Origin of the sequence: Mesorhizobium sp. B3-2-1 (assembly GCF_006439515.1) — a bacterium.
In the GTDB taxonomy this organism is placed as follows: Bacteria; Pseudomonadota; Alphaproteobacteria; order Rhizobiales; family Rhizobiaceae; genus Mesorhizobium.
In genome coordinates, this window is sequence record NZ_VFTI01000052.1 from 16,478 (window position 1) to 28,829 (window position 12,352).

At 60.8% G+C, this 12,352-nt stretch carries 11 protein-coding genes and 1 pseudogene; 4 read left to right on the forward strand and 8 right to left on the reverse strand.

Translation table 11 applies throughout. The features are described 5' to 3' along the window. The first annotated feature begins 662 nt into the window (after positions 1-662). Positions 663-1,091 (forward strand): c-type cytochrome, encoded by a 429-nt coding sequence (locus FJW08_RS31470; RefSeq protein ID WP_140813662.1) that lies wholly within the window; start codon positions 663-665, stop codon positions 1,089-1,091. Here the strand turns inward: FJW08_RS31470 and FJW08_RS31475 are convergent. From FJW08_RS31475 to FJW08_RS31505, 7 genes and pseudogenes are all read right to left on the reverse strand, one after another. Then, complete coding sequence (locus FJW08_RS31475) at positions 1,063-2,526, reverse strand: cytochrome c (RefSeq protein WP_181183101.1); 1,464 nt, start codon at positions 2,524-2,526, stop codon at positions 1,063-1,065. The two genes, FJW08_RS31470 and FJW08_RS31475, sit on opposite strands and share 29 nt — an antisense overlap. Positions 2,527-2,533: 7 nt before the next feature. Next, positions 2,534-2,875, reverse strand: a complete 342-nt coding sequence (locus tag FJW08_RS31480) for a hypothetical protein (RefSeq protein WP_140813663.1) — start codon at positions 2,873-2,875, stop codon at positions 2,534-2,536. 1 nt (position 2,876) lies between these two features. Next, a complete protein-coding gene (locus tag FJW08_RS31485; RefSeq protein ID WP_140813672.1) occupies positions 2,877-3,479 on the reverse strand; it encodes a cytochrome c oxidase subunit 3 in 603 nt (200 codons plus the stop codon). Beyond that, entirely contained in the window at positions 3,476-5,416 is a 1,941-nt protein-coding gene (gene ctaD / locus FJW08_RS31490; protein ID WP_140813664.1) for a cytochrome c oxidase subunit I, read from the reverse strand. The genes FJW08_RS31485 and ctaD overlap by 4 nt, the downstream gene beginning before the upstream one ends. Continuing rightward, the gene (gene coxB, locus FJW08_RS31495) at positions 5,413-6,393 is read right to left on the reverse strand and encodes a cytochrome c oxidase subunit II (RefSeq protein ID WP_246682677.1); all 981 of its coding nucleotides are present in this window, start codon (positions 6,391-6,393) and stop codon (positions 5,413-5,415) included. Before coxB ends, ctaD begins: the two co-directional genes overlap by 4 nt. A gap of 243 nt (positions 6,394-6,636) precedes the next feature. Next, positions 6,637-7,512, reverse strand: a complete 876-nt coding sequence (locus FJW08_RS31500; RefSeq protein ID WP_140813665.1) for a cytochrome c oxidase assembly protein — start codon at positions 7,510-7,512, stop codon at positions 6,637-6,639. Between the two features lie 144 nt (positions 7,513-7,656). Next, positions 7,657-9,205, reverse strand: a pseudogene (locus FJW08_RS31505) (thiamine pyrophosphate-dependent enzyme). A gap of 315 nt (positions 9,206-9,520) precedes the next feature. On the opposite strand from FJW08_RS31505, the gene FJW08_RS31510 reads away from it, so the two are divergent. After that, positions 9,521-10,099, forward strand: coding sequence for a sigma-70 family RNA polymerase sigma factor (locus tag FJW08_RS31510; protein ID WP_140813666.1), 579 nt, complete (start codon positions 9,521-9,523; stop codon positions 10,097-10,099). Here FJW08_RS31510 and FJW08_RS32610 read toward each other — a convergent pair. Next, the gene (locus FJW08_RS32610) at positions 10,084-10,236 is read right to left on the reverse strand and encodes a hypothetical protein (protein WP_181183102.1); all 153 of its coding nucleotides are present in this window, start codon (positions 10,234-10,236) and stop codon (positions 10,084-10,086) included. The genes FJW08_RS31510 and FJW08_RS32610 overlap by 16 nt on opposite strands. Positions 10,237-10,834: 598 nt before the next feature. Here FJW08_RS32610 and FJW08_RS31515 point away from each other — a divergent pair. Beyond that, positions 10,835-11,338 carry a hypothetical protein gene (locus FJW08_RS31515; protein WP_246682678.1) on the forward strand — a complete coding sequence of 168 codons (504 nt, stop codon included), beginning with the start codon at positions 10,835-10,837 and terminating at the stop codon, positions 11,336-11,338. Beyond that, positions 11,335-12,352: divalent metal cation transporter (locus tag FJW08_RS31520; protein WP_140813667.1), on the forward strand; the 1,018-nt coding region annotated here is incomplete at its 3' end. The genes FJW08_RS31515 and FJW08_RS31520, both read left to right, overlap by 4 nt.

Below are 12,352 nucleotides of genomic sequence, written 5' to 3' on the forward strand. Positions count from 1 at the left end.
CCGAGCTCCGCGTGCAGCCGCAATGCCTCGGCCGGTGCGTCGAAAAGCTGATCTCGAACAGTGACCGCTCGAACAAGCAAAGCACAAAACGAACGGATAAGCGTGCCGCGCAGGTGACTTGCCGGAATGGGAGCTTTGCGTCCAGCTTTTCGATCAGGACTCGAGTTCGACGTTGCAGGGATTGCCCATGATAACCGCCTCGGTCCGGTGCTCGCGCATGGCCTCAGAGTGTGTCGTGCCAGTGCGCCTTCGTCTCAGAACCGACCAGCGAAATCATCCGAAGTTCCGAGCACCCAGGGACCAACCGTCACTGGTTTAGTACCAACGCCGCGGTAGTTCGGACCTCAGTCTCTTCCGACATGCAACGTCCGAAACAATACGGGAAGCTTTGTGAGTTTGGTTCCGGAAACCAGACGGAAACAATGTCCTGGCATGTTATCAAGGCCAAAGATTATACCGGCATTTTATCAAAAGTTTAGCGCACATCCTTCTTCTAATTACCCGGACACCGGTGAACAGCGTAAGCTGCCGCGCCGCCGGCGCAGCTGGGACAACTCGCAAGCGCGCTTGCCGTCTGCTTCCAGGAACATGCTTGGCTGGAATACGTTTGGTTATCCCGACTTTCAAAAGCGAGGGAGAAATCGCGTGATGGACTGGAGCAGATGCGTCGAGAAGCTGTTTCCAAGCAAGTGACATCCGCCCTTCCGTGGGTGGAAGGCACATCGGCGCTTGTCGTCATTGTTTTAGCGGTCTGCGCCATCGGCCTGATCCGCAGCAACAGTCAGCGAGAAACCGCCATTCTGCAAGCGGTCGGTGGGGATCCTGAACGTGCCGTACCGGCCATGATCCGCAATGGCTGTGGCGGATGTCACGAAATTCCGGGGGTGCCTGGTGCCCATGGTACCGTCGGTCCGTCCCTAAGAGGCGTTGCCGAGAGAGAATATGTCGGGGCATCGCGAACATCCCCGGACGCGATGATGCGTTGGATCAGCAGGGCGCGGGATGTCGATCCCAACACGGCCATGCCCAACACAAATCTCTCGCCCCAGGAGGCGCGCGACATCACCGCCTATCTTTATGCACGAACATGAGACGCGCTGACGGAAGTGCTGGGCGCAGTCGTTTTGCCAACAGAAGCAGTAGACCAAGGAGCAACCCGGCGCCTCCAACCGCCAGCGCCTGTCCCGCCAGAACCAGGACTGTCTGCGCCGTTGACGTGCCGGCCCGCATCTGACGCACGTCGGCCGCCGTAACGCTCGCTTCCGGATTTCCGAATTGCGCGGTTACATAATTTGCAAGTATCGCCACCTGGGCGTCGTCCAACCAGCCGCCGAAGGCCGCCATTGACTTGCGCCCCGCGACGTCACCAGCCTTAATGCCTTCAAGGATCGTCATGACGACATTGTCGGGCGCGGCCGCACCGGGGCTGGTGTTGTGGGTCAGCGATGGGGCGGAGCCGTCCGCTGATCCGCTTCCGTTTGCTCCATGGCACCCCGAACAGAGCGACCGATAGAGGTCACCGCCGGCTGCGGTTCCGCTGCCTTGCGCCTTGCTTCCAGCATTGTCCGCGATCGTGGGCAAATTGCCCCATGAAAAACGCGGCCGCTTTTCGTCTCCGGGTTGTGCGGGCACATCCCTGAGATGGGCGACCATGGCATGGATGTCGTCGTCCGACAGATGTTGCAGACTGTTCATGATTGTTTCCGCCATCGGGCCGCTTGCATATGCCTTTCCGGGCACGGCGCCGGTCTTGAGAAACCGGAACAGCTCTTCATCGCTCCAGCCGCCCACGCCCGCGATCTTGTCACTGGTGATGTTGAAGGCTTGCCAGATGCCGGCGCTGCCGCCGGCTAACTTGCGATTATCGTCCATGCCGAATGTCGCGTTTCGCGGCGTGTGACAGGCACCACAGTGGCCGAGCACTTCGACGAGATAGGCCCCTCTGTTCCACGCGGCGGTTCGGCTCCGATCCAGCATGAAACTGTCGCTGTGCAAGTTCGCGAGCTTCCACAGCGCCAGCGTCCATCGCTGGTTGAACGGAAAAGGCAAGATGTTTGCTGGGCGCGGCTGGGAGATCGGCGGCTGCGCCAGCAGATAGGCGCGGATCGCGAGCACGTCCTCGCGGCTCATCGCGGCGAAGCTGTCATAGGGCATGGCGGGATAAAGGTCGGACCCGCCACGCCTGACACCTTGCTGGACGGCTCGCACGAACTCGTCCCCGGAATAGCGCCCGATGCCCGTGTCGAGGTCCGGTGTGATGTTGGTGGAAAAAACGTCGCCAAACGGCGTCGGCACGCGATAGCCTCCAGCGAATGGGCGGCTGGGATTGGATGTGTGGCAGCCGATGCAGTCGGCCGCTCGGGCAAGATATTCACCCTTCTGGATTTCGCTCGCCCGCGGTTGCGTGCAAAGCGCCAACGACGCCACGGCGATCGCAACCGCCCGAGAGATGACGGTCGGGACCGGAGCGGCCGCGGCAGACAGAAGAGCATGCCCGCTACCGTGCATGGCCGATCGCCGGCTCATGGCATCCTCACAGTTCGCACCCGCTGAAGGTCAGCCCTGCCAACATTTGTGCCAGCATGACGAGCGTGAACAGCGCTCCAATGCCGACCGAAGTCATGGCCACAAACATGCGAGTGCGCGCCTTAAGGGGCGGGCTCGTGCCATGGCTCCGGTCCTGAATCGCGCGCCACGACAGCAGCGCGCCTGCCGTGGCGGCGGCGGAACCTATCAACGAGAACAAGGCAGTGGGCCAAAAACCGGCGTGGCATTGCCAGAACGCAGTTGAATAATCGAGCTGCAGCGTTATTGCCCATGCGGCTGGTCCACTGACCAGGCCTGCCCAGGAAACGCCGGTGCGGATCGCCTGCATCTCACATCCTCGGGATCCAGTAGATGATAAGATAGAGCACGACCCATGAGACGACCACGAAGTCCCAATAGAAGGCATTGTCCGAGACGTCGCTGAAGCGTCGGCCGGCTTTGCCTTTTTGCGTGAACATGAGAACCGCAAGGACGATGGTGTCCCCGACATCGGTAAGAAGATGCGTTGTGTGCAGCCCGAGCAGGAACCAGACGATCGAGCCGTAGGCGTTCTGATCCCATGAAATCCGCAGCGCCGGAAATTCCCAGATGCGCACGATCAGCGGAAGAATTCCTGCGACCGTCATGATGACCATGCCAAGACGAACCTTCGCGAGGTTCTGACGGCGCGCCCAAAGTTCGACCAGATGGTTGGGCACGATGCTCGCCAGCAGAATAACCAATACTGCCGTGCCCGGCAGCAGATCTGGCGCTGGCGCTCCGATCGGCCAATGCGGGGCCAGCACAGCCAGATAGAAGTAAGTGCCGATCGCCAGGGCAAAACCCGTCCCCTCAAGGGCGATGAAGGCCAGGGTTCCCCACCACATCGGGCTCGCCGCCCCGAAATCATATGTGGGCAGGTGGCTGACATCGGCGACAGGGCGCTGCCTCATTCCTCGTCCTCCGGTTCGCCTTTCGGCCAGAACCAACAGATGAAGCCAATCGAAACTGGTACAGCGCCCGAGACCACCGCCCATGGCGTATATATCGAACCGAGAAATGCACCGCCAACCGCGATGGCCGACAGGAACGGCCAAATCGAATTGTCGGCCGATGGCACTCTCAGTTGCGGCACCGCGTCGGCGACCGTGCCGGCGAGCACCTCGCGGGCATCGACGCGCAAGCCTTCGACGACGGGGAGTATGTCGGGCTCGGCCCAGAGCGGTTCGCGATGGGTTACCATCGGCAGCCGCGAAAAATCGTAGGAGGGCGGCGGCGAAGTCGTCGCCCATTCGAGCGTGCTCGCCTGCCAGGGGTTATCTTCGGCGATGCGGCCGTTGCGAAGGCTGAGCAGGATGTTCAGGAAAAAAAGCGCAAAGCCGGCGAACACCACCAGCGAAGAGAGGCTGATGAAGAGGTTCATCTCGCCCCAGCCGCTCGCAGGCGGATAGGTATAGACGCGGCGCGGCATGCCTTGCAGACCCAGAATGTGCATGGGGAAGAAGGTGAGATTGAACCCGACGAAGACCAGCCAGAAATTCCAGCGGCCGAGCCTCTCGGACAGCATGCGGCCGGTGATCTTGGGAAACCAGTAATAGACGGCGCCGAGCAGGGGAAAGACGGCGCCGCCGACCAGCACGTAATGGAAATGGGCAACCACGAAATAGGTATCGTGCACCTGCAGGTCGAGCGGCACCGAGGCGACCATGACCCCGGTCAAGCCGCCGACCACGAAGGTGACGATGAAGCCGAGCACGAAAAGCATGGGCGTGGCGAAGATCGGCCGGCCGCCCCTGATCGTCGCAATCCAGCAGAAGATCTGAATGCCGCTCGGAATGGCGATCATCATCGAGGAAGCGGTGAAGAAGCTCTCGCCGAGCTGCGGCAGGCCGGTGGCGAACATGTGGTGCACCCACAGGCCAAAGGAGAGGAAGCCGATCGCGACCAGCGACAGCACGATCCCGAGATAGCCGAAGACCGGACGCCGGGCGAAGGTCGGCAGGATCGCGGAGACAAAGCCGGCCGCCGGAATGAAGATGATGTAGACCTCGGGATGGCCGAAGAACCAGAACAGATGCTGCCACAGCAGTGCATCGCCCCCTGCGGCAGGGTCGAAAAATTTCGTGCCGACCAGCCGGTCGAGGATCAGCATCGTGCTCGACACCATCACCGCGGGCATGGCGAACAATATGACGAAAGCGGTGACAAGGACCGACCAGACATAGAGCGGGATGCGGTCGAGCGACATGCCCGGCGCGCGTTGTTTGAACACCGTGGCAATGATCTCGACCGCGACCGCGAGTGCGGACACTTCCGTAAACGTTACCATCTGTGCCCAGAAATCGGGGCGCTTGCCGATGCCGTATTCAGGTCCCGCGAGCGGAACATAGGAGAACCAGCCGGCGTCGGCGCCGGTTTCGAAGGCAAAGGCGATCCAGATCATCAGTCCGCCAAAAAGATAGACCCAGTAGCTGAAGGCATTGAGGCGCGGGAAGGCGACATTGCGGGTGCCGATCATCAGCGGCACCAGGTAGATGGCGAATGCCTCCATCACCGGTACGGCGAACAGAAACATCATCGTCGTGCCATGCATGGTGAACAGCTGGTTGTAGAGATCGGGACCGATGTAGCCGGCTTCGGGCTGGGCAAGCTGGAACCGCATCGCGAGCGCGGACAGACCGGCAAGGATGAGGAACAGGAAAGCCGTCACGATATAGCGCCGGCCGATCAGCTTATGATCGACAGTGACCAGCCAGCCGTAGAGGCCTTCCGGCGTTTGCCAGGCATGCGCCAGAAAGGCGCGCAGCCTCGCCTCCTCGAGGCTGGTGTCCCGCACGCCTTTCAGCACCTCCTGTTTATGCTCGGCCGCCTTTTCCGCGATGCCGCTCATTCCAGGCTTCCAAGATAGGTGACGACGGCGTTGAGATCGTCGGCGCTTAGGGCAATGCGCGGCATCTTGGCGCCAGGCTTCGTGGACTGAGGATCGGCTATCCAGGCAGCGAGCGCCCCGGGGGTCATGGCCAGCGTATCCGCAGCCAGTGCGCGGCGGCTTGCGACATGTGTAAGATCAGGTCCAAGCGTTCCGCCGGCCGGTGTGCCTCTTATTGTGTGGCAGAGTGCACAGCCGGTGGAAAGAAAAGCCCGCTGGCCGCGGCGTTCTTCATCGCTGGCGGGCGCATGCGCTGCGGCGTCCTGAGTGGATCGCCACGCATCGAAAGCTTCGCGGCTTTCCGCGACGACGGTGATGGCCATATGGGCGTGCTGATAGCCGCAGAACTCGGCGCATTGGCCGCGATAGGTTCCGGATTTATCGGCAATAAGGGTGATTTCGCTTGGCCGGCCCGGGATGAGATCCCGTTTACCGGCAAGGCTTGGCACCCAGAAGCTATGAATGACATCGAGCGAATCGAGTTCGACCTTGACCGGCTCTCCAACCGGCATATGGAGTTCGTTTGCCGTGACGATCGCTTGCGACGGCTCATCCTTGAGGTAACGGACCTCCCACCACCATTGATGCCCGGTCACCCGGACGGTAAGCGTTTCCGTTCCGCTCAGCGAAGCAATAGACTTGCCTGCGAAAAAGCTCATTGTCGTCAGTATGACGAGCACCAGAACGGTCAACGCGACGGCGCTTGCGACAACGCGCGTAAACCGACGTTCCTGTCGGACATCGATCTCAAGTGGCAAATGCGTTGTCCCGGCCAGACGGCGACGCAGAACCGCTGCTGCCAAGACCAGCATGACGAGCAGCCATGTGCCCGTCGCAACCGCGCTGAAGGACCAGATCAGGTCAAGCGTCCTTCGGGCATTCGCACCATGTGGATGAAGCGCGGATTGCCAGTCGCTGCATCCAGCCAAGATCAGCATAGGCGCTGTGCCGGCCCACTGTCCCGGCTGTGCCATGGGGTGCGGCATCAGCGGTGGTTTGCGCTTACGAAGGCGGGCCACCGGACTCTCGCACCATGCCATGAAGGATCCACCATCGTTGCCAAGGCCATAACGTGGTTGGTTGCAAAAGGATGCTTGGCAACGCTGCCGTCCCTGGAAAGGGCGCGAACTCAGGGAATACCTTGTCGAACCAAGGCGAGGGTTCACGGCGGAAGCGCGGCTCTAGACGATGGGCAGGTGGGAAGCGTGCCGCCGCCCGCTTGTTCCAATCCAGAAAGCGGCCAACAGCAGTGCGGCGCCGCCATAGATCACGCCGGCCGCGATCCACATCAGCAGGCTCACCAATTGCTGATCCTCCAGTGGGCTGAGGCCCCACAATTTCGAGCCGATGGCATTTTCCGGGTACCACAGCCTGGGCGAGACGACAAACAATGCCCCGAGCAAACCGGTGTGCAGCGAAGTGAAGAAACGATGCATGACCGCACCGCCACAGTCTTGCTCGCGACCGGGGCGAGGCAGCAGCACCCACCAGAACAGAAGCCCGGTGCCGAGAAAACTCACATGCTGGGCATAGTGCAGAAAACCTTGCTGGAGGGCAGCCTCAAACAACGCGGGAACATGCCAAGTCCATATCGCGACCCCGTGCAGGAAAGTCGCGACCACAGGGCGGCTCACGAAGGCCCAGATTAACTGAAGTATGTTTGTATGCCCAGCCACACCGAGCGTCCGGCGTAGCCGCACGGGCAGCGCCCACATCATCGCCGCCATCGGGCGGGAGGCCACCAGCAGTGGTGCCGCGACGGCCATCAGCAGTTCGTGCTCGACCATGTGAGCGGCAAACACATGTTCGCCCATTGCATGGATCGGGCTTACAAGGGCGGCTGCCAGTGCGGCCCAGCCGGTGAAAAACAGCAAGGCTTGCCGCGACCGCAAAGGACGTCCGCGTCCGCTCCGACGCCAGAGGCGGCTGGCGCCCGCAATGTAGAGCGAAACAGCCGCCGCGAGGGGAGATGTGATCGGAAACGCCAGCGTCCAACCAGCTTGCGGGGGGCCGCTGCCGTAGCAGATAGAGGTCGAGAAGAGTGCGTCGAAGCTCATGGGACGCCTTCGGTGGAATCGCCCTCCTGGATGGGTTTCGCTGCTCCAGAAAATTTTGGCGAAAACAGGTTCGCCTCCAATGCTCAATCCCTTTGTTTACGCACTTCCGGCCGCAACCACTTCGAACTTTCGCCGGAATTGCCTCTAGGCATCCATCATCGACTTCGCCGGCTCCCGGGTGATATTTTCTTCAATGCGTTCGTGCCCCGGCGTCTGTGGCAAGGCCTGGCGGAAATTCTTGGCATAATCGGACGGCATCCTAGGCGGCATCAGCGGCTCATAGGCATCGACCAGCGCTTCGATCACAACCGGACCTTCGGTTGCGAAGGCCTCGTCGAGAACGGTCTCGATCTGATCGGGTCGCTCGATGCGAAAACCACTTGCGCCCATCGCTTCCGCCGCCTTGGCAAAATCGATTGGCTGCAGTTCGCAACCGAATTGCGGGTTGCCCAGAAACATCATCTGCTCCCAGTCGATCTGATTGAGCATATTGTTCTTGATGACCAGAATCTTCAGCGGAATCTTGTAGCGCACCGCCGTCGAGAATTCCCCAAGCTGCATGGCAAAACCTCCGTCTCCGACGATAGCGGCGATCGGTCGACCAGGAAAAGCCATGCCGGCGGTGATGGCATAGGTAATGCCGCAAGCCATGGATGCCAGCGATCCGGACACGCCAAACGCCTGGCCGCTTCGAAGATCGACATGGCGGGCGGCAAGCTCCGTGTTCTGACCGGAGTCGGTGGCCAGTACCGTGTTGTCCGCCAACCTTTGACCGAATGCGGGCGATGGTTTGCGGCTTCACCGGTTGCGCCTGCGCGTCTTCCGACTGCCTCATCATCCCGCGCCATTTTGTCATGGTCGCCTGAGAGCGTTGCAGAAATTCATCGGTGGACTTCTGCGTCAGACGTTGATTGAGGGCGCGCAATGTCTCGGCAGCGTCGCCGACAAGGCCGGCCTCGACCGGAAAGCACAGGCCAATTCTCTGCTCATCGCAGTCGATCTGGACGCCTCGTGCCTGCCCCGGCTTCGGGTAGTATTCGATATAGGGAAAGGTCGAACCCACGATCAGCACCGCGTCGCAGGTTTCCATCGCCTCTTGCGAAGCCAGGGTGCCCAAAATGCCGATGCCGCCGGTCGTGTAGGGATGATCGTCCGGCAGCACCGCCTTGCCAAGCAGTGCCTTTGCGACAGGCGCCTGCAGCAGGCGCGCCGTATGTTCCAGTTCGGCGGCCGCGCCGATAGCGCCGCGGCCGGCCAGTATCGCCACCCGTGGAGCGTTGTTGAGAATGGCCGCGGCTTTGTCGAGTTCGTCCGCCAGCGGCATGCTGTGGCTGGCGAACATGTTCTGCAGTGTATGCGCCGGGCGATTGCGCTTGGAGCGCCTTGACGGATCGCTTTCCTGCTCCTGGACGTCACTGGCGATCGAAAGATGCGCGACGCCCTTGCGTGCCAGCGCGGTTCGGCAGGCGAGACTGGCGACGTTTGCCATATGCGCGGCATCAGAAACCTGAGCGTTGTAGACGGAAACATCGTTGAACACGCGCGTCAGATCGACATCCTGTTGCGTGAACGTCTCGATCAGATCGTGGAACTGCATACCCGTGATCGCCAGCACCGGAGCCTGATCGAGCTTGGCGTCGTAGAGCCCGGTCAAAAGATGTGTTCCGCCGGGACCGGACGTCGCCAGGCACACCCCCTCGCGCGATGTTTGATCTGGTCCCTTTACCGATTGGCGTGCTGAGAGACGGGCGGATTTGGTAATGGCAGGTCCTCGATCGTTGCTGGATGCTTGAAGCACTCCGGGCGTCAACTGCCGGCCCACGGCCTTCCCGCAGAAGAATGGCGCGGGGCGCACACTCTGTCGATGACAGATTCGCCGCCTGAGCAGAATCTCCGAAGAGTTGTCCTCAGCGCGAGGAACGAACCAAACTTCCATGCATTTAGCAGGGGCTGCGTTCGTACACTCTTTCTTCTGGGAGCTGGACCATTGTCATCCGGAGGCTACCTCTTGGCCGATCAGGTAACCAATGAACTTTCCATCGTTGACCTCATTCCCGCCCTCCGGGCTTTCGCGCGAACCTTCTGTCGCGTCCCCGACGATGCCGACGATCTGGTGCAGGAGACGCTGACCAAGGGGCTCGCCAACATCGACAAGTTCGAACCCGGCACACGCATGAAATCGTGGCTCTTCACCATCATGCGCAACACTTACTATACCCGGATCAAGATTGCTGCCCGGGAAGCGCCAGGCCTGCTCGACTGCGCGTCGTCCAGGCCGATTTCGGAAGCCACCCAGGAATGGAGCGTCCAGAGCAAGGAAGTGCACGGCGCCATTCAAAAGCTACCCGGGCACCAACGCGAGGTCCTGATGCTGATCGGCGTTCTGGGAGTGAGCTATGAGGAAACGGCCGAGATATGCGGCTGCGCGGTAGGTACGGTCAAAAGTCGGCTGAACCGTGCCCGCGCCAATATTCTTGAGTTGCTTGGGGAGAGTTCGCTGCAGACATTGATGGAAAGGCGAAACCATCTGTCGGACGGTCAGCTCGATATGACGGTGACGGCCGCAGATAGTCAGTTCTTCACGTGACGTTTACGTCTCTCGACCAGCGCGTTTTGCAACTCCATCGCCAGTTTGGTCAGCCGGTCCGGTATCCTTTCCTGCTCAATCGCAGATAGGAGAGAAGTGATCTCCCGATCCATAGCCAGACCGAATTCTGGGTTCACCGTATCATCCCTCGAACGAGACATCATATTCTCTGGACAATAGATGGCGATTCTTAATCCTAGGTGGCGATCAGCGAGTTCACCGATGCGGGTGCGGATCTGCCGGGGCGGTCGTTGAAACCGTCGACCGGCTGATGCCTTTCATTCAGCCCGAAGCGCGCGAAATAGTGAGAAATCAGGTTTCTCGGCATGGTCCACGAATACAGGATCGAGAACCCTCCAAGCCCGGCCGAGCAGGATTGAACTAGCCGTTCTGGTCTATCGCGTGGGGCGCGGGTTGGCGCCCGTTTTGCGCTTTGTGGCCGCTGAACCACAACCAGGCGGCGATGATCACGACCGCCATGATCGCTATCCAGGCTATGAGACGAGGCATTGCGGAATCCTCCGTGCCAGCAGTCCATCCATCGATGCGGTGATCAGGACGGGTTGAGGTCGGCTCGCCGCCACCTCGTATTCCAAATCCCACAAGCGAGCCTTTGTTCCGCTTGAGTTGGTTTGTGTCGTGGCCGGCGGTTCCCTGTCACGGTGCATATCTTACGATCGGCACCCGTGCGATCGGCGTTGATTGACGGGCACGCGGGGCACACTAGATCAATTCATGCCGATCACGATTTGCTTCGGTTGCGGGGAGACTATTTTTGTGCCGCACCAAACGCCGGCTTTGACCTTCAGTGCCCGTCATCTCAGGCTGGATTATCTGTGCGCCCTGTTGCTTCTGGGCGTTTCGGCGGGATGCTCGTCTTCCGATCGGATCGAGCAGCAATCACAAACTGCGGCCTCCGCCGCACAGACCGTATCGATGGTGCTTGATGCCTGGACAAGCGGTGGGGCGCCGTTCGCATACACCGCCGGCACGCTGCAAGCGATCGGCAAGACACTGGCCGATGCCGAGGCGCAAATCCAATCGGCCGAAACGGCCGAACCCGCCGAGCAGGCTGCGTTGGCGGCAGCGGTCAAGGATCTGTCGGTCGCGGTGGCTCACGCCGAGGCGGGATTGCAGGCAGGCAATCGAGCGGGGGTCCAAAAAGCAAAACAGGATCTTCAGCTAGCCTCGCTCTCGCTCGCCACCGCCTATGCGAAATATTTGGCCCCGAAGCCATGAAGAAGCTCGTGGAAATATCGCTCGGCGTCGTTACCAGCGTTGGCGGCTTCCTCGAAGTCGGATCGATGGCGACTGCCGCGCAGGCAGGTGCGACTTTCGGGTTCCAACTGATCTGGGCCGTCGTCCTCGGCACCATCTGCATCATCTTTCTGGTAGAAATGGCCGGCAGGTTCGCGGCGGTGAGCCATCACACGATCTGCGACGGCATCCGCGAAAGATTTGGCTTCAACGTCTTTGTGTGGCCGTTGCTTGCCATCTTCTTGCTCAGTCTCATGGTGCTCTCCGCCGAGATCGGCGGCGTTGCCATCGCACTCGAACTTGCCACCGGCATAGGCTTCCAGTGGTGGGCGCTGCCGGCGGTCTTTCTGGCGTGGCTGCTGCTCTGGAAAGGCACGTTCGGCCTCATCGAGAAGGGCGTGTCCATGCTCGGCCTGGTGACGTTGTGCTTCGTCGTCGCGGCCGTAATGCTGAAACCCGATTGGACAGCGGTCGCAACTGGCGCCGCGCCTTCGCTGCCAGCCCACGATGCCGCCAGTTACTGGTTCATGGCGGTCAGCATTCTCGGCGCCTCGATATCGCCCTACCTGTTCATGTTCTATTCCTCCGGGGCCATCGAGGACCAGTGGGACAAGAGCTATCTCGGTGCCAATCGGGCCATAGCGGGACTGGGGATGTCTTTCGGCGGCACCATTTCGGTCGGCGTGCTGATCGTGGCCGCCCTCGTGCTGGCGACGCACGGCATCGACCAGGTGGACGATTATCACCAGTTGCCGTTGATGCTGATCCCGGTATTCGGCTTCTGGGGTTTCGTCCTGTTCGTAGTCTCTCTCGCCATTGCCTGCCTCGGCGCTACACTCGAAGTCGGGCTGCAGCAGGCCTACATCGTGGCTCAAGGTTTCGGCTGGACGTGGGGCGAGGACCGCAAGCCGCGCGACAGCCCAGGGTTCAGCGCGGTGTACACGGTATCGTTGTTTCTTGCCGCTATCCCCATCATGCTTGGTCTCGATCCGCTGA

What these genes read in the sequence shown, in the direction of transcription:
- FJW08_RS31515 (WP_246682678.1), top strand. Translation starts at nt 10,835, where the DNA reads ATGCCGATCACGATTTGCTTCGGTTGCGGGGAGACTATTTTTGTGCCG.
- FJW08_RS31485 (WP_140813672.1), bottom strand. Translation starts at nt 3,479, where the DNA reads ATGAGGCAGCGCCCTGTCGCCGATGTCAGCCACCTGCCCACATATGAT.
- FJW08_RS31500 (WP_140813665.1), bottom strand. Translation starts at nt 7,512, where the DNA reads ATGAGCTTCGACGCACTCTTCTCGACCTCTATCTGCTACGGCAGCGGC.
- FJW08_RS31480 (WP_140813663.1), bottom strand. Translation starts at nt 2,875, where the DNA reads ATGCAGGCGATCCGCACCGGCGTTTCCTGGGCAGGCCTGGTCAGTGGA.
- coxB (WP_246682677.1), bottom strand. Translation starts at nt 6,393, where the DNA reads ATGCTGATCTTGGCTGGATGCAGCGACTGGCAATCCGCGCTTCATCCA.
- FJW08_RS31475 (WP_181183101.1), bottom strand. Translation starts at nt 2,526, where the DNA reads ATGAGCCGGCGATCGGCCATGCACGGTAGCGGGCATGCTCTTCTGTCT.
- FJW08_RS31470 (WP_140813662.1), top strand. Translation starts at nt 663, where the DNA reads ATGCGTCGAGAAGCTGTTTCCAAGCAAGTGACATCCGCCCTTCCGTGG.
- ctaD (WP_140813664.1), bottom strand. Translation starts at nt 5,416, where the DNA reads ATGAGCGGCATCGCGGAAAAGGCGGCCGAGCATAAACAGGAGGTGCTG.